The organism is Sphingobacterium athyrii (assembly GCF_003071065.1).
Classification (GTDB): domain Bacteria; phylum Bacteroidota; class Bacteroidia; order Sphingobacteriales; family Sphingobacteriaceae; genus Sphingobacterium; species Sphingobacterium athyrii.
The window spans coordinates 140,806-162,130 of the sequence record NZ_QCXX01000006.1; the positions used below are offsets into that span (position 1 = coordinate 140,806).

The 21,325-nt window shown below is 42.1% G+C and carries 23 protein-coding genes; 12 read left to right on the forward strand and 11 right to left on the reverse strand.

The window, feature by feature from the left end:
* The first annotated feature begins 152 nt into the window (after nucleotides 1-152).
* Nucleotides 153-716: a DUF4468 domain-containing protein gene (locus DCO56_RS20545; protein WP_108635624.1), complete on the forward strand. Its 564-nt coding sequence runs from the start codon at nucleotides 153-155 to the stop codon at nucleotides 714-716.
* Between the two features lie 110 nt (nucleotides 717-826).
* On the opposite strand, the gene cobA is transcribed toward DCO56_RS20545, so the two are convergent.
* Nucleotides 827-1,588 carry a uroporphyrinogen-III C-methyltransferase gene (gene cobA, locus DCO56_RS20550; protein ID WP_108635625.1) on the reverse strand — a complete coding sequence of 254 codons (762 nt, stop codon included), beginning with the start codon at nucleotides 1,586-1,588 and terminating at the stop codon, nucleotides 827-829.
* Nucleotides 1,589-1,787: 199 nt separating this feature from the next.
* On the opposite strand from cobA, the gene nirB reads away from it, so the two are divergent.
* The 4 genes from nirB to DCO56_RS20570 are packed head-to-tail and all read left to right on the forward strand — an operon-like array spanning nucleotide 1,788 to nucleotide 5,952.
* Complete coding sequence (nirB, locus tag DCO56_RS20555) at nucleotides 1,788-4,304, forward strand: nitrite reductase large subunit NirB (protein WP_108635819.1); 2,517 nt, start codon at nucleotides 1,788-1,790, stop codon at nucleotides 4,302-4,304.
* A gap of 33 nt (nucleotides 4,305-4,337) precedes the next feature.
* On the forward strand, nucleotides 4,338-4,685 hold the full coding sequence (nirD, locus tag DCO56_RS20560) for a nitrite reductase small subunit NirD (protein ID WP_108635626.1): 348 nt from the start codon (nucleotides 4,338-4,340) through the stop codon (nucleotides 4,683-4,685).
* 46 nt (nucleotides 4,686-4,731) lie between these two features.
* A complete protein-coding gene (locus DCO56_RS20565; protein WP_108635627.1) occupies nucleotides 4,732-5,544 on the forward strand; it encodes a formate/nitrite transporter family protein in 813 nt (270 codons plus the stop codon).
* Nucleotides 5,545-5,550: 6 nt separating this feature from the next.
* Entirely contained in the window at nucleotides 5,551-5,952 is a 402-nt protein-coding gene (locus DCO56_RS20570) for a hypothetical protein (protein ID WP_245935884.1), read from the forward strand.
* Between the two features lie 74 nt (nucleotides 5,953-6,026).
* On the opposite strand, the gene DCO56_RS20575 is transcribed toward DCO56_RS20570, so the two are convergent.
* On the reverse strand, nucleotides 6,027-6,725 hold the full coding sequence (locus tag DCO56_RS20575; RefSeq protein WP_108635628.1) for a Crp/Fnr family transcriptional regulator: 699 nt from the start codon (nucleotides 6,723-6,725) through the stop codon (nucleotides 6,027-6,029).
* A gap of 222 nt (nucleotides 6,726-6,947) precedes the next feature.
* On the opposite strand from DCO56_RS20575, the gene DCO56_RS20585 reads away from it, so the two are divergent.
* Together DCO56_RS20585 and DCO56_RS20590 are read left to right on the forward strand one after the other, a co-directional pair.
* On the forward strand, nucleotides 6,948-7,487 hold the full coding sequence (locus tag DCO56_RS20585; RefSeq protein ID WP_146191104.1) for a hypothetical protein: 540 nt from the start codon (nucleotides 6,948-6,950) through the stop codon (nucleotides 7,485-7,487).
* A gap of 61 nt (nucleotides 7,488-7,548) precedes the next feature.
* Nucleotides 7,549-8,067 (forward strand): hypothetical protein, encoded by a 519-nt coding sequence (locus tag DCO56_RS20590; RefSeq protein WP_108635631.1) that lies wholly within the window; start codon nucleotides 7,549-7,551, stop codon nucleotides 8,065-8,067.
* Between the two features lie 65 nt (nucleotides 8,068-8,132).
* Here the strand turns inward: DCO56_RS20590 and DCO56_RS20595 are convergent, their stop codons facing one another.
* The gene (locus DCO56_RS20595; RefSeq protein ID WP_219929431.1) at nucleotides 8,133-8,690 is read right to left on the reverse strand and encodes an SMI1/KNR4 family protein; all 558 of its coding nucleotides are present in this window, start codon (nucleotides 8,688-8,690) and stop codon (nucleotides 8,133-8,135) included.
* A gap of 156 nt (nucleotides 8,691-8,846) precedes the next feature.
* On the opposite strand from DCO56_RS20595, the gene DCO56_RS20600 reads away from it, so the two are divergent.
* Nucleotides 8,847-9,371, forward strand: a complete 525-nt coding sequence (locus DCO56_RS20600; protein WP_108635633.1) for a hypothetical protein — start codon at nucleotides 8,847-8,849, stop codon at nucleotides 9,369-9,371.
* A gap of 134 nt (nucleotides 9,372-9,505) precedes the next feature.
* On the opposite strand, the gene DCO56_RS20605 is transcribed toward DCO56_RS20600, so the two are convergent.
* Both DCO56_RS20605 and DCO56_RS20610 read right to left on the reverse strand, forming a co-directional pair.
* On the reverse strand, nucleotides 9,506-10,420 hold the full coding sequence (locus tag DCO56_RS20605) for a helix-turn-helix domain-containing protein (RefSeq protein WP_108635634.1): 915 nt from the start codon (nucleotides 10,418-10,420) through the stop codon (nucleotides 9,506-9,508).
* A 70-nt stretch (nucleotides 10,421-10,490) separates the two neighbouring features.
* Entirely contained in the window at nucleotides 10,491-11,342 is an 852-nt protein-coding gene (locus tag DCO56_RS20610) for an SDR family NAD(P)-dependent oxidoreductase (RefSeq protein ID WP_108635635.1), read from the reverse strand.
* Nucleotides 11,343-11,567: 225 nt separating this feature from the next.
* On the opposite strand from DCO56_RS20610, the gene DCO56_RS20615 reads away from it, so the two are divergent.
* From DCO56_RS20615 to DCO56_RS20630, 4 genes are all read left to right on the forward strand, one after another.
* A complete protein-coding gene (locus tag DCO56_RS20615) occupies nucleotides 11,568-12,119 on the forward strand; it encodes a putative antibiotic biosynthesis monooxygenase (protein WP_108635636.1) in 552 nt (183 codons plus the stop codon).
* A 191-nt stretch (nucleotides 12,120-12,310) separates the two neighbouring features.
* Nucleotides 12,311-12,766, forward strand: coding sequence for a redoxin domain-containing protein (locus DCO56_RS20620; protein WP_108635637.1), 456 nt, complete (start codon nucleotides 12,311-12,313; stop codon nucleotides 12,764-12,766).
* 6 nt (nucleotides 12,767-12,772) lie between these two features.
* Nucleotides 12,773-13,282 (forward strand): DsbA family protein, encoded by a 510-nt coding sequence (locus DCO56_RS20625; protein ID WP_108635638.1) that lies wholly within the window; start codon nucleotides 12,773-12,775, stop codon nucleotides 13,280-13,282.
* Between the two features lie 234 nt (nucleotides 13,283-13,516).
* Complete coding sequence (locus DCO56_RS20630; protein ID WP_108635639.1) at nucleotides 13,517-14,338, forward strand: alpha/beta fold hydrolase; 822 nt, start codon at nucleotides 13,517-13,519, stop codon at nucleotides 14,336-14,338.
* Nucleotides 14,339-14,410: 72 nt separating this feature from the next.
* Here the strand turns inward: DCO56_RS20630 and DCO56_RS20635 are convergent, their stop codons facing one another.
* From DCO56_RS20635 to DCO56_RS20660, 6 genes are all read right to left on the reverse strand, one after another.
* Complete coding sequence (locus DCO56_RS20635) at nucleotides 14,411-16,006, reverse strand: sigma-54 interaction domain-containing protein (protein ID WP_108635640.1); 1,596 nt, start codon at nucleotides 16,004-16,006, stop codon at nucleotides 14,411-14,413.
* Between the two features lie 38 nt (nucleotides 16,007-16,044).
* Nucleotides 16,045-17,421: a sigma-54-dependent transcriptional regulator gene (locus tag DCO56_RS20640; RefSeq protein ID WP_108635641.1), complete on the reverse strand. Its 1,377-nt coding sequence runs from the start codon at nucleotides 17,419-17,421 to the stop codon at nucleotides 16,045-16,047.
* Between the two features lie 11 nt (nucleotides 17,422-17,432).
* Nucleotides 17,433-19,655, reverse strand: coding sequence for a tetratricopeptide repeat-containing sensor histidine kinase (locus tag DCO56_RS20645; RefSeq protein ID WP_108635642.1), 2,223 nt, complete (start codon nucleotides 19,653-19,655; stop codon nucleotides 17,433-17,435).
* Nucleotides 19,656-19,732: 77 nt separating this feature from the next.
* Complete coding sequence (locus tag DCO56_RS20650; protein ID WP_108635643.1) at nucleotides 19,733-20,398, reverse strand: YoaK family protein; 666 nt, start codon at nucleotides 20,396-20,398, stop codon at nucleotides 19,733-19,735.
* Between the two features lie 4 nt (nucleotides 20,399-20,402).
* Nucleotides 20,403-20,876: a Dps family protein gene (locus DCO56_RS20655; RefSeq protein WP_108635644.1), complete on the reverse strand. Its 474-nt coding sequence runs from the start codon at nucleotides 20,874-20,876 to the stop codon at nucleotides 20,403-20,405.
* Between the two features lie 4 nt (nucleotides 20,877-20,880).
* Nucleotides 20,881-21,324, reverse strand: coding sequence for a DoxX family protein (locus tag DCO56_RS20660; RefSeq protein WP_108635821.1), 444 nt, complete (start codon nucleotides 21,322-21,324; stop codon nucleotides 20,881-20,883).
* Nucleotide 21,325 lies beyond the last annotated feature (1 nt).

Here is a 21,325-nt window from a genome sequence, read left to right on the forward strand (position 1 = left end):
TGTCTGGTAATTCCGGATGATTATATTTTATAAATGAGGAAAGACAAAACCTGCCGTTTAAAGTTTAACTGTATAAGTTTGGCATAATATCTGTTAACATAGCAACGTGTAATAATATAATTAATCTTAAATTGAAAAAAGGACTACAGGTAATGAGTAAAAAGTTTTTTGCCGTTTTATTGTTTTGTATCGTTACGGCATTTGTGCAAGCACAATCAATGAAAATAACACCGAAGGATTTTGTAGATACTAGCGATGAGTCCAAAAACTATGTTGTGTTGAATTTCGCCGGTAGATCACAAAACGATCTCTATAAAGCGGCGCTAAAGTATGTGAATTCCTATTATAATAATCCTGAGAAAGTAACGACGAAAATCGATGGCGAGCAAATTGTGATCGATGCGATGGAGCAGAAGGCTGTTTATACCACCTATTTGGGTTCAAAAACGTACTATGATTTTTATTATAAGATTACCCTGGATTTCAAAGATTCGAAAATAAGGTTCGCACCGAATTACAAATATTTTGAGTCGCCGGGCGGAGCTGAATACCCGTTGAACGGTACGAATAACTTTATGTCAAAAAATGCATTGTATGGTAGCAATGGCAAAGTGGCCCGAAAAAGCTTGCAGGAAGGGTTAGATGCATTCATCAATAGGTATATCGCTGAATTCTCAAAGGGAATCAACGATAGCAAGTCGAATGACAATTGGTAGAAAAACCACCAAATAATATATAATGAGAGAGCCTCCGTATGGGGGCTTTTTTCGTTTATGGGTTATGGTGTGAAATACGAAGCTATCAAAAGGAATTTTTAGGTGCTATATTATATAATATGCCGTTGTTCCATAACGATTGTGGCGGCCTGCTGCAAGTTGACAACTTCTCCGATGACAATAATCGCCGGATGCCCGAGGCTATTCTCCAGACTAGCTCGCACAAGATCTTTCGCTTTACATAACACCTGCTTTTGTTGTGGTAGGCTCGCGTGCTGTATAATGGCCGCGGGTGTATCTCCTTTGCCATAGAGTACATAAGTACGTGCAATCTCATCAAGTTTACGCATCCCCATATAAATCACCACGGTCGATTTGCTCTGGACAGCTAGTGGAAGGTCGGCTGATAGGCTGCCATCTTTTTTCATACCGGTCAATGCCCATACACCTTCACTTACACCGCGATGCGTGAGCGGGATACTATTGAGACCTGCGCCTTGCATGCTGCTGATTCCCGGAATATAGGTAACATTTATATTTTGGTCTTTCACGGTAAGCCATTCTTCAAAACCACGTCCAAAGAGGTAGGGGTCACCACCTTTCAAGCGTACCACTTGCTCAAAATTTTGACAATAGTAAAGAATAAGGTCATTTATTTCTTCTTGTGGTACGTATTTGCCATAAGGATGCTTGCCAACATAACGTTTTATACAGTTTTTATTCGCTATACTTAGGATTTCATCGTTGATTAAGTTGTCATATAGGATAACTTGCGCATTTTCGATCGCTTTATAGGCTTTAATGGTGAGCAATTCTGGGTCTCCCGGACCAGCTCCAACAATAAATAATGATTTTTCGGTTGATTTTTTCATGTTTTACCTGTTTTTACTGTCTTTATATATGTAAATGTATTAAAAATTATGATTAAAATCACAAAATGTTTGATTGTTTGTAGTTTTTTAATGAAAAAATATGATAAAAATCATCTTTTTGTTGATTATTTGATTTTTTATTTCATAAATTAGTGGCATGAAATCATGTATATGGTTTTTTAATAAAAAAATAGATGTTATGGAAAGAAAAATGATTGTAATTATCGGAAATGGTATGGTCGGGAATAAGATTTGTGAAAAATTAAAACAAAAATCTCCCGATCTAGAGATAACGGTGTTTGCAGAAGAGCCAATTCGTGCCTATGATCGCGTACATCTGACAGATTACTTTAAAATTTCATCGATTGATGAGCTTTTTCTTTCAAAAAACGATTGGTACGCTGAGAATAATATTAAAATTCATTTAAATGATCCCGTTGTTGATGTAGATTTAAGTAAAAAAGAGGTTTGTTCATTGAAGGGTGAAATTATTCATTATGACTACCTCATCTTTGCAACAGGCTCGGCTGCATTTGTTCCGCCAATTCCGGGGATAGAAAAGCAAGGCGTATTTCTCTACCGGACCATTGAGGATCTAGAATTGATCAAAGCTTATGCGGCGAAAGCTAAAAAAGGAACGGTTATGGGGGGTGGGCTGCTGGGCTTGGAAGCAGCAAAAGCCCTCGTTGACTTGGGTATTGAAGAAACAGCTGTCATTGAATTTGCACCGCGATTGATGCCCAGGCAGATCGATGCAAGCGCGAGCGCCCTTTTAGAAGCTAAGTTGGCTGAATTGGGGCTGAGCTGTCAACTGCAAAAATCCACAAGCCAGCTACTCGGGGATGAACATCTTACCGGTATTGCTTTTAACGATGGTACGGTGCTCGAAACAGATATGCTGGTGATTTCTGCTGGTATCCGTCCGCGGGATGAGCTGGCAAAAAAAATTGGATTAGCCATCGGGGAACGTGGCGGGATACTGGTCAATGCACAGATGCAGACTTCTGAGCCTGCTGTATATGCCATTGGGGAATGTGCGCTGGTTAATGACATGATTTATGGCTTGGTTGCTCCTGGTTATGAAATGGCGGAAATTGCTGCTTCTCATATCATAGGTGGAGAGAAATCTTTCAAGGGATTTGATATGAGTACCAAATTAAAACTGATGGGGGTGGATGTGGCTAGCTTTGGTGACCCTTTTGTCAGTGAGCCTTATGCCCGGACAATCCTGCTGGAGGATCGCAATAAGGGTGTCTATAAACGATTGAACGTCAGTACGGACGGTACGCGTCTGCTCGGTGGAATTCTCGTGGGCGAGGCTACCAGTTACAATATGCTCCTACAAATGGTCAACAATAGTATGCCTTTGGCTGAGCATCCCGAACTGCTGCTGTTTGGCGAGCAGCGCGAGAGCAAATCGGCTTCTTCGGGATTGGAAGCCTTACCGGATCAGGCATTGATCTGCAGTTGTGAAGGGATTACCAAAGCGCAGATCTGTGATGCTGTGACCACACATAATTGCGAAAATGCAGAGGCTGTTAAAAAATGTACCAAAGCTGGTTCGGGATGCGGTGGTTGTATACCTATGGTAAAAGATCTGGTCAACTATACCATGAAACAACAGGGGAAATATATCCGTAATACAATATGTGAGCATTTTGACCTGAGCCGTCAGGAGCTGTACGACCTGATCAAAATTCACGAGCTGAAAAGCTACGATCATGTGTTGGATGCATTGGGCCGTGGTCATGGTTGTGAGGTATGCAAACCGCTCGTGTCTTCGCTGCTTGCTAGCCTGTGGAATGAAATGATTCTTGGTAAGGGAAATGATGTGGCACAGGATAGTAACGACCGTTACCTAGCCAATATACAGAAAGGCGGAACCTACTCTGTCGTTCCACGGATTCCGGGCGGTGAAATTACACCTGACAAGCTGATCGTTATCGGTGAAGTGGCTAAAAAATATAATTTATATACAAAAATTACGGGAGGACAACGCATTGATTTGTTTGGTGCACACCTCAATGACCTCCCGTTTATCTGGGAGGAACTTATCGCAGCGGGTTTTGAAAGTGGGCATGCTTATGGAAAGGCACTGCGTACCGTGAAAAGCTGCGTGGGTAGTACCTGGTGCCGATTTGGTCTGCACGACAGTGTGTCTTTTGCCATCCGCATTGAGGAGCGCTATCGTGGACTGCGGGCTCCGCATAAGCTCAAGTCTGCTGTCAGTGGCTGTATCCGTGAGTGCGCCGAAGCACAGAGCAAGGACTTTGGTATCATCGCGACGGAAAAAGGCTGGAATCTCTATGTCTGTGGAAACGGTGGTAGCAAACCTCAGCATGCGCTACTCTTGGCGGCCGATATTGATAGTGAAACCTGTATCCGGTATATTGACCGTTTTCTGATGTTCTATATCCGTACAGCAGACCCACTGACGCGTACTGCTCCTTGGCTCAATAAAATGGAAGGGGGGATCGACTATTTGCGGAATGTGGTGGTGGAGGATAGTCTCGGAATGGGAGAAGCTTGGGAACAGGATATGCAATTGCTTGTTGATAGCTACCGTTGTGAATGGAAGGCTGCAGTAGAGGATCCCAATATCCGTAAACGTTTTGTACATTTTGTAAACGCACCTGAGGAAAAGGACGATACGGTACAGTTTGACATGATGCGCGGACAGAAAAAAGCAGCCGATTGGAATCTAAAAACTATTTAAACATTATACAAAAACCTTTTTAAAGAGAATCATATGGAAACGCAACTAGACACACAATGGCTTCAAGCCTGTAAAATAGAAGATGCTATCGAGAATGGCGGGGTTTGTCTCAAGCTAAACAATCAACAGGTCGCGCTATTTTATTTTGCACGCCGCAATGAATGGTATGCTACCCAGAATGAATGTCCACATAAACGGCAGATGATTTTAAGCAGGGGAATGTTGGGTTCGCTGGGGGATACGCCAAAGGTGGCTTGTCCATTTCATAAGAAAACCTTTGCACTGGATACGGGGGAATGTCTCTCCGGTGATGAATGTGCAATTAAGACCTATCCCGTTAAAGTCGAAAACGGCAACGTGTATATCGGAATGATCGCTTAGGGCTTTCGGAACTATTTAAATGGAAAACTTTTAACGTAAATAAATTATGGATTACATTAGCCCCAAAGAAGTGGCGGGAACAATGATGAATACCGCTGTCTACAAATCTTCCCTGCCGGTCCGGGATCTCCTGATCCGTGGTGCGCTTGCCGGTGCCTTATTGGCGATATCGGTGACGTTGGCCTTATTGGCGACTTCACAGACGGGTTTGAGCCTGGTGGGGGCATTTGTCTTTCCGGTGGGATTTGTCATTATCGTCATCCTTGGATTGGAACTTGTGACGGGAAGTTTCTCCCTTGTGCCCTTGGCCTGGTTTGAAGGAAAAATTAGTTTTAGGGTGATGGCGAACAACCTGTTTTGGGTATTCTTGGGTAATCTCTTGGGAAGTGTCCTTTTTGCCCTGCTATTCTGGGCTGCAAGCACGGAGACCGGACAGGTCAGCCAATTGGGTAATATCGAGCAGAGTCTGATCCTGATCAGTGAAAAGAAAACAATCGGTTATGGTGATCATGGGGCTGCGGGTTTATTTGCTGCTTTTGTCAAAGCGATTCTGTGTAATTGGATGGTTTGTATGGGCGTTGTGATGTCCATGACTTCCAAGTCTACTTTGGGTAAAATACTGGCCGCGGGCATTCCGATCTTTATATTCTTCGCGCTGGGCTATGAACATGCGGTGGTCAATATGTTTGTAATCCCAGCCGGAATGATGTTTGGTGCAAAAGTAAGCATCTCCGATTGGTGGCTTTACAATCAGCTTATCGTGACCGCTGGTAATATTGTTGGCGGTTTGTTGTTTACAGGAATGGCAATCTATTACACGTATAACAGAAAAGGACAAGTATCGACCTCGCAAAACTAAATAGTTATGGCTAAAATAAAACAAATCACGGTCATGCTGATGCTGCATGTGCTCTCGCTGGCGGCCTATAGCCAGCAACCCCCTGTAAAAGCCAGTTTATTTGAGGGTATTTTAGTGGCGGGATATGCAGATCACGGTGCTTACATTAACTGTACAGGGCCTGCAGTAAAATATAATTTTGCTAAAAAGGGGGCTGTAATGCTCGGATTGCTACCTACTTTAAAGTTAAAAGATGACAAGGTAGAAGAAGGGAGGCCAAAGAATTCTTGGATTACCCCGACGCTCGGGGTTGGTCTGACGCTGGTATCCGGACATATGGCCATCCAGTTGCTCGCTTTTTATAATGCAAAAACCAGTACTTCTGATGGGAAATGGAAATTGGGGATCGGAATGGGGTACAAATTTTAACGTTGACGTATAGATTGGGAAATATTTACGCTGGGGAGCACAAGATCATTTTTAAGTTGTTGGCTCCCCCTTTTTTATACTTCTTGTTCAGAAGCTAATCTGTTTAACTGCTGGAAATCTTTAATGAAAATTTTCTTTCCCTCAACCGTGATTGTTCCCATCGCCGCAAGTTCGCCAAGCATGCGATAAAAAGTTTCATAGGTAGTACCCACATAGGACGCCAAGTCTTTCTTGCTTAGTGCAAGACCAATGTAACCCTCGCTAGACCCAGCACCAAAAATACGGTGGAGCAGCAGTAGGCTCCAGGCTAATCTGTTTTTAACGGATAGTTGGACAAGATTGCACATCTTCTGCTCCGAGAGCTGTAACTCGTCAGCATAAAAGAGCATGAGTTGATAGCTTAGCTCAGAGTTGATGCGTAGCGTTGACATAAAAAAGGGTAGATCAACAAAACAGAGTTGTGTTGGTTCCAATGCGGTTGCTGAAATTGGATAGACAGCTTGTTCGGATGAAACGCCCCGATGGCCGACAATATCACCTTCTTTCGCGAAACGGACAATGATTTCCTTGTCGCTAAGGTTGCGGTGTACTTTGATAAGTCCAGATTGTACAAAATAAATACCGTGGACAGCTTCTCCTTCAGCGATAAACTGCTCGCCTTTTTTTACCTTGATCTGTTTTCGATGCAGATCGATCTGGCCAAGCCAATCCTTTAAAACATAGCGGCACATAAGGCAGGAGTGGTCACAGGTCGTTGCTTTTTTTGATTTCATCAATATTCGTTTCAGGTACTGAAGTGGTTTTATCTGCCCAAAGGTATTATCTATTCACTTAAATTCCTATTTTGTCTGCTATAAAAAAAGTATATAATGTTTTAACTTCTGAATATGTGGAATTGGATGAAATATTGCATCTTCATTTTAATAAATACCTTGTTCATGTGGTCATTTGGAATCATAATTTATTACTTTCGTCGGAGCACAATAAAGATCGATATGATCATAAAGCCAAAGGATTATTTAATTTTGATTGCACTTTGTTGTATGTCAATATTGCTTTTATCTTGCAGATCCAAAGAGAAACAACGTGAAAAGGAATTACGGATTTTGTATAGTCGAGAATTTGTTGATGAGCAATACGGTCAAGAAATGTACTTGAGTGATTTTTATAGACATCATGCGGCTGATTTTTTTGCTACCAAGAATGATACAGTTCCATTAGCGAAATGGGATACTCTTCTCGATGAAATGGCTAAGTTAAAGCGGTATAAACCTGAAATGAATGATATCTTGCACAAACATAATTATTGCTCAAATCTAGAGATTGAGTTTTTTGATCATGAACAATCCTTATGTCAATTATGCTTGAATCCAGATAATAAAACTTTAAGACTGAATTATTTGGTGTATGAGGCTTCTCCTGAACTAATTTCTTTTTTTGGTAACTACATTTCGCTGGATTCGGCAGTTCTCGCTGCGAGTGGAAAAAGCAACTATGTGAAAAAAGTTATGTTTAATGATCGGAGGGGGAAGTGAACGGTCAACAAAAGCGGATGAATGGGTGCGGATTACTTAAAAAATAACAGGTTATATATCTATGATGAAAATAAGAGAGATAAAGATTTTACGCCTGTTTACCCTTATTTTTTGTGCATTTTTCTGGGGCTGTAGCCATCATGCCGAAAAAAAGCAAGTGGGAGTAATCGATGATCCCAAAGATCTAGAATTACCTCGGAGCGTAGCTGATTCGCTTTGGCGTCGAGCAATTAATCTAGGTGATTTTGAAGCGTATCATACAATAGCTAATAGTAACATGTTGTTGACTCCTGATGAATATTACTATACCCTCCTAATGGCTAACAAGTATCAATGTCCTGAGGCGTATCTGAATCTATATGATATACTTACATGGAAAGGGACAATAAATGGAGTCGAGCTTGCAGGCAAGGATAGTGTTTCTCGGAATCAAGCCTTATTTTATCTACTTAAGGCTCATGAGCTTGGCGAAAAAAGTGCCATTTACTATGTGTATGAAGAGTTTGGCGATAGTATCACTCCACCTGAATCGATTACCTATTTAAAGAAAATTCAGAGATTTTACGAGGAAAAAAAATGATGATGATGAGTTTTTGGATGCAATAACAGATATTGGACCGTAGTAAGAATACGCCAAACCATCTGTTATTTCACCCTAAAACGTCGGGGATATTCACTGGTGGTATCGATGCTAAAAAATTCGTCGAATTTTTCGTTTGGTGTATGGGCATAATAGTCGTTAAGAAGTCCTAAAAATCCTTCGAGGTTAGGAGCGATAACATTGCGGTCATTGTCCCGGTTCCAATATTCAATCAGCTGTCCCTCTTGACCGGAAAAGATTCCGTCCTGATCATAGCAAATGTAACTACCGCTACCATTATGAAAAATGGGTATCCAACGTTCGTTCCACCAGTTTTCAATTTCAAAGTCGGTACCGATCAAACTGGTTAGTTCCTGAGCGATGCCAAGAGCTTCTTCCAGCGGAATAAACATTGAATTATTGATAAAGGCGTCGTAACAGGTGTTACGCTGTCCATTTTTCCACTGATAGAATGTTTTGAGGTCGTCTGGAAGCTGAATAACATATCTCTGCTCCAGAATCTCAAGTTCTTGCTGGTTCAACGGGTTTTGTAAATCCCTGTAAAAATCTGGTCTGAGATTTTTGATATGTAAATCTAAGCTGTCCAGTGTATCTTTCATCATGTATGTTCTAATATTCTTTTTAAAGTTAGATATTAAAATCACTTTCGTCAATGGGTTAGATTATCTTCTTTCGGCTGGTTGCTTTACAATTTTTGCCTAACTTTAATAGAGCAATTGATATGCATTGCGATATAAACAAATACGAAGTTGGTAGTTATGAAAAAGATCGAATTTATTCCACTTGTAGGAATTCATATTGAAGACTTAGGGCGAGTGCCCTTCGGCATGGACCAAGCGCAGGTACAGGAATTTCTGGGTGCGCCATCAGACGCCCTTGACGGTCAGTATTATTATGATGAGCTCGAATTACGGTTGGATTTCAATGACCTGGGGCAGCTTGAATTCATCGAAAGCATTAATGGCCCTTATCCCCAAAAGACCGAAGTCAGTATCTACGGAGTCAACCCCTTTCAGGTGGAAGCCGACGAACTGCTCCATATATTGAGTGAAAAAAACAGTGGACCTGTCGATGATGCTGAGGCGGGGTATTGTTATGCCTTTTTGAACAGCTCAGTTGGTGTTTGGCGGCAGATGACCGTAGAGGATATCCAGGAGGATATCGAAGCGATAAAGGCCGAAGGGGAATACGAAGAGAATGTGGATATGCTGCTCGAAGACTTTGAAAAAGCGAAGTTTTTCTGGACGATCGGAATTGGTGTTGAAGGGTATTATGCCGATTAATGGTATCGCTAAAACTGCAAAGACCCAAGGCAACGGTCTATGGATTGGAGGAAATAGCCTAAGATCGATCGGTTTTTCCAGATCATGCGAGCAAAATGGTGGATACGGATGATCTGGATGTTTGCAAGCCGTACTTATTGAAACGCCTGCCTAAATTCTACGGGGCTCTGTTGCGTGTTTTTCTTAAAGACTTTACTGAATGACTGCGGGTGCTCAAAGCCTAGCTCGTATGCTATTTCGCTGATCGATAAGGCGCTGGTACTCAATCTTAGTTTGGCGTATTCGATCATTTTGTGTTGTATATGCTGCTGGGTATTTTGCTGCGTATAGATACGCAGTAGGCTACCGAGATAATTAGGGGAAAGATTGAGCTGCTGGGCAAGCATGCTTACTGTTGGAACTCCTTTTGTGATCAGGCTGTCGTAGCTAAAATGTGCCGAGAGTATATTTTCGAAACGGGTCACCAGCTCCTGAGTGGATTTTTTTCGTGTGATAAATTGACGTTCGTAATATCGTTCTGCATAGATGAGCAGCCGTTCGATCTGCTTGAGAATCAGATCGCGGCTGAATTTGTCGATGTTGGATTGATATTCTTTTTCGATATTCTGGAGAATGTCAACAATTACCGCCTCCTCCTTTTCGGAAAGAAAAAGTGCTTCGTTGACTTCATATTGGAAAAAATCGTATGTATGGATATGCTTCGCCAGTTCGCTGTTCCACAAAAAATCGGGATGTATCAAGAGAATCCAGCCACTGGGTTGGGCACGGACCTCTTGATTAATCTCTACTTTCAAGAATTGTAATGGTGATATAAAAGTCAATACACCCGAATCAAAGTCATATTGTTGCTGCCCATAATTGAACCTGGCATTTACATTTCGCTTTAAACCAATCGAATAAAAATGCTGTATCCAACTTAATTTGCTGTCATTAATAGGATAGTGCACTTGACTATAATCAACCAAACTGATCAAGGGATGCTCTGGTTGGGGCAGCCCGCAAAAGCTGTGGAACTCCGAAAGGGAATGAAAGCGAAATGTATTCTCCATAATTGTAAATTTAGTTATTTTCTTTTTTTAATGTTGCTGATTTTTCCTTGCTGTCAGTTCTAGCTTTAGGCTATTGTGCAGTCTGTTCAAAACCTGTGGATACCGTATAGCTCTTCCATTTTTCAATCTCGGCAGTCAACATGTTAATCTTGTTTTTGGCTAGTTCAAAGGCATCTTCACCCATTAGGAAATGGACTGGCGGATGTGTCAAAGTGCTGAGCTCGATCAATAAAGTAGCTGCTTTTTGCGGATCGTTTGTCTGATTGCCATGGATCTGGTGTAAGTGCGCTGCTTCATTTTCCCGTGCTGTGACATAAGCTTCGATGGGATTGGCTGCGGTTTGGATTGATCCATCGGATAAAAAATCCGTTCTGAAATAACCGGGATAAACCAGGGTCGTGTGAATACCAAAAGGCTGCATTTCAACAGCGAGTGCTTCCGTAAATCCGGATACAGCAAATTTTGTGGAACAATAGATGCCAAAACCCGGGTAATTTCCTGCAAGGCCACCAATGGATGCAATGTTAAAAATATGCCCCGATTGCTGACGTCGCATATGCGGTGCGATATGCCGGATAGCATTGAGTGATCCAAAGACATTCACGTCAAAATTGCGTCGGGCTTCGGAGTCGCTGAGTTCTTCGACACTGCCTGTCTGCCCGTATCCTGCATTGTTGACCAGGACGTCGATCCGCCCGAAATAATCAATTGCCGACAGCACTGCCCGTGCGACGTCCGCATCATTGGTGATGTCGACTTCAAGGGGAAGGAAATTTTCATTTTCACCGATTTCTTGTTCCAGGGCTCGTTTCGTACGCGAGGTCGCTACAACAAGATAATCTTGTGCTAAAAGTTCCTTTACCAAACTTAAACCCAGTCCTTTGGAGGCACCGGTAACAAACCATACTTTTTGTGATTTCATGTGTTTTAGTTTAAAAATAAATTGATGCTACAAAGTTGATGATTTGGTATTTTTGGGATGTAGGCAGATCGACGGATCTCGTAGCCAAATCGTGGGTTTGATGTTTTTTATAAAATTGTATTTTCGATAGGCAATCCCTACGAACTGTGCGATGAGAGAAAAGATAGATACCGGGCATAAGTATATCCCGGTTGTGTAAATGTAAACTTTTAACAAATAATAACTATGGAAAATCAGGGAGCCTCTGTCGTTATAACACATCATATTTTAGATGACAAGCAATTGGAATACGATCAGTGGCTAGCGGAGGTTGTTCCGCTCACCAAACATGCGAGAGGATTTATAGACTTACAGATCATCCGTCCTATCCCGAAATTGACGTTTGTCTATACGGTAATTATCCGGTTTGATACTGTCGATAACCTAAAAAATTGGATGAAATCGGACACGCGTCGACGTATGATCGAGAAAGCTGCTCCCTTATTTCGGAAGCAAGACCGCTATCAGATCAAATCAGGCCTCGAGTTTCTTTTTGAAACAGCAGAGCAAGCCCATCAGGTGCCGCGACGCTGGAAACAATATCTTGTTACCTGGTCAGCAATTTACCCGCTGTCATTGACTATACCAATAATTCTGCTGCCTGTTCTCCGGTATTTTCATATTCCTCAAAATCATTTTTCTGATGGATTATTGATCTCCGGATGTATCGTTTTTTTGATGGTTTATCTGGTCATGCCCAATTATACAAAGATGATCCGTAAATGGTTAAACAAGTAACGGAAACGATGAAATACAGCTCAATTGCTGCGTAAATTTGAGTGTACAACGGGCACTGTATTGATTTGATCGCAAAGAAAATAAAACAATTTTTCCATTACAACACTTTGTTTTATAGGTAGGGCCCAATGCGATAAATAGCTAAACCGGATTGCGGCCCTGGGTGATGGTTAAATTTTAAATATCTTAATATGCTACAGAAGAATGATGTTGCGCCTGATTTTACCTTGTATGCGACTCCGGATCAGACAATTAAATTGTCGGAATTTAAAGGTCATAATGTAATCCTTGCTTTTTATCCTGCTGACTGGAGCCCGGTATGTAGTGATCAAATGGCGCTGTACAATGAAATGCTTAAATATTTTAAGAAATATGATGCAGAGATATTAGGTATATCTGTAGACAGCAAATGGTGTCATCTTGCTTTTGCACAATCCAGAAAATTGCACTTTCCACTGCTGGCGGATTTTGAGGCAAAAGGTGAAGTCGCGAAAAAATATGGGGTGTATGATGAGGAGGAAGGAGAATGTAAACGTGCTCTTTTTGTGATCGATAAAGAGGGTGTTATTCAATGGAGCTACCTATCGCCAACAGCGGTAAATCCAGGAGCAGATGGGATAATAGAAGCATTGGAAAATCTTAAATAGAAATTTATGTCATTAAAGCCAAAAGTAAACGATAAGGATCATATCCAGGGTAATGGCAATGCAGAGGTAACGATTGTCGAATATGGGGATTATCAATGTCCACATTGTGGCGCTGCTCATCCCATATTGAAAAAGATGATGGCCGAATTGGGGAGTCAAATCAGGTTTGTATTTCGCAATTTTCCATTGTCAGAGATGCACGAATATGCGCGGCCAGCGGCACTTGCTGCCGAAGCAGCGGGCCAACAGGGTAAATTTTGGGAGATGCATGATGCAATCTATGAAAACCAGTTAAACCTGAGTACAAGGTTGTTTATAGATCTTGCTGAACAACTGGGGCTCGATGTCGGGAATTTTAAAAGCGCCATGCAAGACCAAAGCTTGGACGAAAAAGTAGAGGGTGATTTTGAAAGTGGTATGATGAGCGGGGTAAATGGTACACCTACATTTTTTGTCAACGGCGAGAAATTCGATGGCGGCGCAGAGGATCTTGTCCGGATACTATACGAAAATTGATAATTTAAATCTTGCCTGAATTAGGATTGGGCGGATAAGATAAGGCCTGTTGCGCGTGTTGGAAGGTTCGTGGACAACCGATCAATCCAATATGCAATTAACGATATTTCGTTGTTTTTAAATGGAAAGTTTTTGTTTTAAATACCTTAAAAACAACGTGTTGTGTCTTATGGTTAAGTTGTTGTATTACGTATATTGTATAAATTAAACAATTAAAAATATAAATTATTCATCATGGCAACATTCAAAGTTCAAGACGGAACTGAAATTTATTACAAAGATTGGGGTACAGGGCAGCCCATCGTTTTCCATCATGGTTGGCCTTTGTCAAGCGACGACTGGGATGCTCAGCTGATGTATTTCCTCGATAAAGGCTATCGCGTAATTGCGCATGACCGTCGTGGTCATGGACGCTCTACACAGACTGACCAAGGGAATGACATGGATACGTATGCTTCTGATGTAGCACAATTGGTAGCAGCTTTGGATTTAAAAGATGCGATCCATATCGGCCATTCTACTGGTGGTGGGGAGGTAATCCGCTATATAACCAATCATGGGACTTCACGTGTCGCAAAAGCGGTATTAATTAGTGCCGTAACACCGACAATGGCTAAGAGCGAAACAAATCCTGACGGTGTACCCATGGGCGTGTTCGATGAAATCCGATTGAATACAGCGACACGCAGACAACAATATTTTCAAGACTTTACCCTTGCTTTTTATGGCTATAACAGGGATGGAGCCAATGTGCAGCAGGGGGTGATGGATAATTGGTGGCGACAAGGAATGATGGGGGGAATAAAAGCGCACTACGACTGTATCAAAGCATTTTCTGAAACAGATTTTACGGAAGAACTTAAGCAAGTAGCGGTTCCTGTTTTGGTTTTACATGGTGAGGATGACCAAATTGTACCGCTGGATATTACGGGTAGAAGAGCAGCACAATTGGTGAAAAATGGTACGCTGATCACTTATCCTGGATTCCCGCATGGAATGCCGACAACTGAAGCAGAAACAATCAATAAAGATATCCTGGCTTTTATCACAAAATAAAATGTGCCGCGGATCAAAATTAGTTTTTAAATAGTAGTGGGGCTGTTCTTTTTTAGGAACGGCCTTTTTTGTTTATTCTTTTAGGGATATAAATTTCTTACTTATACCAAGCTTTTTCATTTTGGACTGTAATGTGGTTGCTGGAATGCCAAGAATGGTCGCAGCACCATTTGTGCCTGAAATAAGCCCATTGCAGCGTCGCAACACCCAAAGGATATATTGTTTTTCAAAGTCTGCAAGGGTCTGTGGACTAAAGTCCGGAATTTTGTTTGCTCCGACAAAAACTGGGTTGTCTGATAACATGATGTTTTTTATGGTCGGACCCTCTGTCAAAAGAATTGCACGTGCTACAACATGTTCCAGTTCACGAATGTTGCCCGGCCAAGGATGTAAACCAAGACGTTGGAGCATTTTTTTTCCCATTTGCTTTGGCGGAACTTTTCCGGCATGTTTTTCAAGGAAATGCTGCACTAAGATGGGGATATCTTCTCTACGCTCACGTAAAGGAGGTAACGTGACTGGAAATGCGCTTATACGGTAATAGAGATCTGCTCTGAAGTTGCCGGCCCGTACTTCGGCTAGTAGATCCTTGTGCGTTGCGCAAATAATGCGCACATCTACGGGAATAATTTTATTGCCGCCAACACGCTCAACCTCTTTTTCTTGTAACACCCGAAGCAACTTAGCTTGTAATACGAGAGGGAGATCACCAATTTCGTCCAAAAATAAGGTGCCCCCATTAGCTTGTTCGAACTTACCGATCTTACGCTTTATAGCACCGCTAAAACTTCCTTTTTCATGACCAAAAAGTTCGCTTTCGATCAATGTCGGTGCAATCGCAGCACAGTTGATTTTGATCAAAGAATGCTGAGAACGGGTAGATAGACGATGGAGGTACTGAGCGACGACTTCTTTTCCCGTTCCACTTTCTCCTTGAATCAACAGGGTCATTTCTGTACTGGCAACTGTTTCGAGCTGTGATTTTATGATCTTTATTTGCTCGCTATTTCCGATTATTTGTGTTCTTAAAACCTCTGGCGTTGTAAAATCGGTTCGCACCGGGGCGGAGGATACAATTGGCGAGGCGAGTATTTTGGATGTCGTAAGCTGTACTGACTGGGTATTCATCCGTATATTGCCTATGGTAATGTTAAGTTGCGGAATAAGGCTGGTGATGCGGTTAATGAGTTGTAGATCGTTATCTGTCCGTTTTTTGTATTCCAGACTTAATATTGCCCAGCGTTGGTCATGCATTCGAAATGCCATGGATATAATTGCCTTACTGCCGCTACGTACCGCTTCAACAAGAATCGTAGGGAAGGTGCTTTCGGCTTTTAAAATCTCTTTGGGACCATGTTGAACTGGCTCGGCTGAATCAATGCAATGCTGAAAAAATCCTGCTTTGCAGCTCCACAAGTCGTTATTGATAACCTGCGTATTTCTTTTTACCTGTAAAAGTAGGCTATAGCTTTTTTCCTCTTTGTCCGCAACAAATATGTACAAGTTATCTTGATCCAAAAAATTTTGCAAATCTGGTTGAAGCGCCTCAAATGCCTTATGGGTAGATATTGTTGCCATTTTTTGACTGAGTGCTAATTGCTTAAGCTGTTCGCTTTCCCGTTTTCGTAAACGGTCGTATAGCGCTTGTAGAGCTGTTTCTGAGGTCATGTTTAGCGGTTATAAAGAAGGAAAATGAAATTTTGTTATTAATAGAAGTCCGATGTAATGCCGTATTTTTTCATTTTGGTATAAAGGGTGGAGCTGCTGATCTGTAAAATCTCTGTTGCTCCGCCTGGCCCAGAAATCTTTCCATTGCAGGATTCAAGGACCCGCAAGATATGGGCACGTTCCATTTCTTCGAGTGATCCCAATTTTTGGGGTTGTTTACCCCCAATTTTGGTTTGACCTCCCATATGATCTGTAAAAGCAAATGTGCTGATCATTGGATCTTTTGTCAGTAAAACAGTTCTTTCGATCAAATGTTGCATTTCCCGAATATTGCCCGGCCATGGATAGGCCTGCAGCTGTGCAAAAGCATTGGCTGTAAAACCCACAATGTCTTTGTTGAGTTTAGAAGCATATTTAGCCAAGAAATAATTTGCGAGTAATTCGATATCCTCTGTCCTTTCACGTAGCGGAGGGATAGCGATCGGAAAAATATTGAGCCTATAGTAGAGGTCAAGTCTGAACCGCCCTTGAGCAACTTCCTGTTCGAGGTTGCGGTTGGTGGCAGCGATGATGCGCACATTGATCTTGATCGGTAAGTCGCCGCCAACGCGGTCGATTTCTTGTTCCTGAAGTACGCGGAGCAATTTGGTTTGCGCCTCCAGCGGCAGTTCACCAATCTCATCCAGAAAGATTGTGCCGCGATCAGCTTGCTCAAATTTGCCGATACGGCGATTTTGAGCTCCCGTAAATGCGCCTTTTTCATGGCCAAAAAGTTCGGATTCGATCAAGGATAGGGGGATTGCTGCACAATTGACGACAACTAAAGGTTGTTGTCTGCGTAGTGAAAGCTGATGTAAGGATTGTGCAATCTTCTCTTTGCCTGTGCCACTCTCTCCTGAAAGCAATACCGAGGTATCAGTCGGAGCGACAAGCTCCACCTGTGACAACACCTCCTTAAAAGCGGGGCTTGTACCTACAATTTCCTCTTTGGCAGATTTACCAGTTGCCACTTTTACAGGCGTCTCCCAATCCTTTTTCTCTGTCATGAACCGTTCCTTGGCAATATCTAACATGATGAAAAGATCTTTCTCCCGGAAAGGCTTGGTCAAGAAGCCATAAGGTCTGGTTCCTTTTACCGCTTCCAAAATTCCCTGGTTTGTATTTGCTGATATAAAGAGAAATGGAATTTGTACTTCGTTAAGTCGCATGGCAAGGTCGATACCTGTTTCCGTTCCTTTTAATATGATGTCAAGCAAGACCCAGTCGGGCTTTTGGGTTTCGATGATTCCTGTAGCTTGCGTAACCGAAGATGCGATACCAACAACTTGATAGCCATGTTTTTTGAGAATCATCTTGAGATCGTTAGCGACGATAAATTCGTCTTCTACGATTAAGATCTTGTTGCCTTTGTGCATAAAATTTTGTCTTAAATTTCACCTTCTTTTTGAGAAAATTGGACGGTAATAAAAACGCCATGGTCTGATACAAGGTTAAACTCACCTTCGAGCTGAGAGGTCAGACCTCGCATGAGGCTCATGCCAAAAGAATCGTTTTCGTCCTTGTCAATATCTTCCTGCAAGCCCACACCGTTATCAGCAATACTGAGCATAAGATCATAGGGCGCTACCTTGATTCGTTTGAAGCTGATAAAAACCGTACCCTCCCGTTGATCAAAAGCATGTTTGATGGCATTATTGATCGCTTCATTAAGAATAAGTCCAACCGGTACGGCTTGCGATACGTCGAGGCTGATCTGATCCAATTGCATGTCAAAGCTTATCTTTTTTTCAGATTGGAAGCTATCTTTGAGGTAACCGGTAAGCTCCCGGATATACCACTTCATGTCAATGCGTGAGAGGTTATCGGTCTGATACAGTTTTTGATGGATCAAAGACATCGCATGCATCCGATTTTGGCTATTCTGGATTGCGCTGATCGCATCTTGATTATCTAAGTAAGCGGATTGTGTATTTAGCAAACTGATAATAATCTGCATATTGTTTTTAACACGATGGTGGATTTCTTTGAGGAGCCATTCTTTTTCAGCAATCAACTGTTTTAACTTTTCGTTTTGGGTATTGATTTCTTCCTGCTTAAGCGTGAGTTTTTGGTTGCTTCTTTTTTTAATTGTGTTCTGAACATAGAGAAACCCGACGAAGATAATAAGCACAATTAGACTGCCAATGAAGACATTCCGTATAATCGCTTCACGTTCAAGCAGTGATTTCTGGAGCTCACCTTTTTGTTTGAGCAAAACGATATCGTGATCCTTCTTTTCGGTATCGTAGTCCAGTTGTAGTGCGGTCAGTTCTTTTGCACGGTCCACGCTGTTGATCGAGTCGCTGATGGTTTTGAATGCTGCAAAGTTTTTAAAAGCTGATTTGAAATCCCCGCGTGCAGAGTCGGCCAGGTAATGGAGTTTACGTAACTCTGATACACGCAACAAACTTGTTTCTTTTGTCAAGGAGCGCTCAATTTCCGCTAAATATGGGTACATTTCCTTGATCTGACCGTTTGCAAACAGGAAGCTTGTAATGCCGATCATCATAATGTGTTTTTCCTGTCCGGTAATGTTTCCTGTCTTGTAATAGCTTAACAGTTTTTGATAATAGGGGCGTGCTTTTTGGGTGTCCTTGGTTTTGCAGTAAAGCATGGTATACAAATAGGCATAACGTATCGTATAGAGATCCGAAATATAGTCTTTTGTCACATTATCAAGCAGGTTCAACGCATCCGCGGTACGATTTAAACGGGATAATATCGTCGCCAGATTGAGGGTTATGGTATGGATAGCATAGCGGTCACCTTTTTGCTTGGCAATTTCAAATGCTTTTTGATAATTTGCAAGCGCCTCTTTATTGGATTTAAGATCATAATAGATTAGCCCGACAATATTATAAACGGCAGCCATATCATCTTGCGTTGTCGGCGTATTTTCGTTTTCGACAATACGGCGAGCTTGAAGAGCATATTTAAGTGCTTCTTTGAGGCGGAGGAGTAATCGGAGGTTGCCGGCTACGGATACCAGTTCCCTGCTGACGTTCTGATCCCCGGCCTGTTTTTTTAATGTGGCAGCGCGGTGTGCGGTATTTACTGCTCCTTTGTAATCACCATATCCGGAAAGATAACTGGAATGTTCCATCAGAATTTTAGATTCGAGCAGCTTGTCATTAGTCTTAGTGGCCTGTAGCAAAGCCTCTTTAAAGATTGCTTCTTTTTGATTAAAGGCTACGTCCTTGATATCCCCTGCCATGGATAAGTAAATTATTGCCGCAGCTTTATTGAGGCGATGGCTATGGGCAAAACGTAGGCTTGCTGCCTTTTGTTCTTTAGCAAGGGATGGTTTGCCCATCTCTTCCTGAATGCGCGCATCTAAAAGCATATTCATGGCGGCTTCGGTTTTGAGATTAGCTGCCAAATGCAGCTTTTGGGACCTTCTATTGAGCCATTGCGCACTGTCGAGGTCTTTTTTCAATTCACCGGGCTTTTCGAGATAACACTTTGCGGCCTCATATAAAAAATGACCTTTGCGTCCGGTATCATGCTCAAGGGATAAACTGTCCATATACCGGTCAATTAGGCCATTGTCCTGACAAAAAGCACTGTTCATCCAAAGGATAAATACGCTTAGTAAAAATTTGATTTTCATCAAGGTGGATATTAATTGGGTGCAAACGGACGATAAGTCGACGCTTGCACCGCTATTGTTTTTAAGCTTGCTATCCGTTAATGCTCGCTATCTCTGGAAAGAAAATAACAGATTAGCATTGCTATTCCTGCAAATATAATAGAACTTAATCCAAGTTGTTTACCGAAATAAGCACCAGCCAAACATCCAATGAAAAATCCCGATAGTGTAATCAGCTGTTTCCCAAAACTGACATTTGTCTCAGGGTTTTTAAATTTATTGGCAATCAACACACATAGGTCCAGTGAGGCCTGGGTCACATTGCCGGTCATCATGGTCGTCGGTCCATGTGTAGCTTTTGCAAATAATTTTCCGAAAGCATTTTGCATCCCCAGCGCAAACACAACAAGCATCACGAGTCCATACATGACTGTTTTGGACTCTTCGACTGGAAGCATAATTGCCAATAATCCTACAATTACGAGTAGCAGGGCTTCGACGAACAGAACGGTGTTTTTCTTGTGCGAACGTGAGGTGAGCCACCCGCCCGCCATGACAGCGGCGACAAAAACGGGAAAAGTGGCCAATTTGATCCAAGCACTGATATCTCCACCATTGATCAGCTGATAAGCAAAAACAATGAAGTTGCCTGTAACATGAGCCGAAAATATTTTGTCAGCGGCCACAAAAGTGACGGTATCACAATATCCTCCTACAAGCGTAAGAACCAGTGTGGTGATGTGCGCATTGTTTTGATTTTCCATAATTTTATTTTAAATGTGCGCGTAACATCCAGGCCATTTTCTCATGGGTTTCCATTAATCCTGTGATGAAATCACTTGTTCCAAAGTCTTTAAGCTGGGTGGCCAGATAATCGATCTTTTCGCGCAATGAAATAATAATGCTCTCGTGATCAACAAGCAAGTCACTGATGTATCCGCTGCTCTGGTTGGTCTGTCTGCTTTCTTCAGTGAGTTGAGACAATTGTAGGAATTGTTTTAAAGTTCCCGGTGCATAATGCCCCAATGTGCGGATACGCTCGGCGAGGCTGTCTATGATTTCATCCAGTTGGTTATACTGGGCTTCAAAAAACAAATGCTTGTTGTAAAAGTCTGGACCCTCGATGTTCCAGTGTGCATTTCGGGTTTTGGTGTATAACAGATACTCATCCGCTAATAATTTAGCGAGAAAATGGGCAGCATCAGCTAAATGAATTTCCTTTATTCCGATATGTGGTTCCATGTTGTTAACGTATATTTATTAATAGTTGATAGATAAAATGATCGATAGAGTAGGCTCCAGGGCCGGTCAGTAGCAGGAATAGAAGACATAACGTATACATAAATGGAATGTCTCTGACCTGAGGCGAATCATGACGGTGGACCACGAAATAGCCAACAGCGGTGACCCCAAGGGTTGGAAGTATAGCCAGCCTTCCACATAGTCCGAGTGCGATGAAGAAAGGTACGATGGTATCGGCAAATTGGGCAACAGCAGCATTAAGCTTCTCAGGGAGATGCAGGGGATTGGGAATCTGCTCTACCTGAGCTTCCTGGCTTTGCTTTATCTTCTTGAGGCCATGGACGGTAAGTAATTCCCAAGCGAATAGTATCCGAAAAATAAGTAGAGCGGTATTGTTGACCGCGGTACCTAAGTCGGTATAAAATAGTTTTTGAAGTATTTCCATCATT